The sequence below is a fragment of the Pseudomonas sp. SWRI154 genome, from assembly GCF_014268645.1.
In the GTDB taxonomy this organism is placed as follows: Bacteria; Pseudomonadota; Gammaproteobacteria; order Pseudomonadales; family Pseudomonadaceae; genus Aquipseudomonas; species Aquipseudomonas marvdashtae.
In genome coordinates, this window is record NZ_JABWQW010000110.1 from 1 (window position 1) to 218 (window position 218).

General features: G+C 67.4%; 1 protein-coding gene. It reads left to right on the forward strand.

Annotated features, from left to right (window positions below; genetic code table 11):
- Positions 1-218 (forward strand): hypothetical protein (locus HU806_RS26360; RefSeq protein WP_186615835.1); only part of this gene is annotated, 218 nt, incomplete at both ends.

The window sequence follows — 218 nt, forward strand, 5'->3', positions numbered from 1 at the left end:
TCATCCTCCAACGGCAACTGGCCGGCGGCGCGAGTTTTTATTGGGAATGGCAAGGCCTCGGCCCGGCGGCCCGCTGCGTGCGGCACTGGGCCTCGTTCGCGCAGATGGACAGCCGCTACACCTGGGACGAGGACGGCAGCGTCACGGTCCAGAACCTCGATGGCAGCCAGGAAGTCTACGTCCATGACGACCGCGCGCGGCTGGTGCGCCAGGTCGAT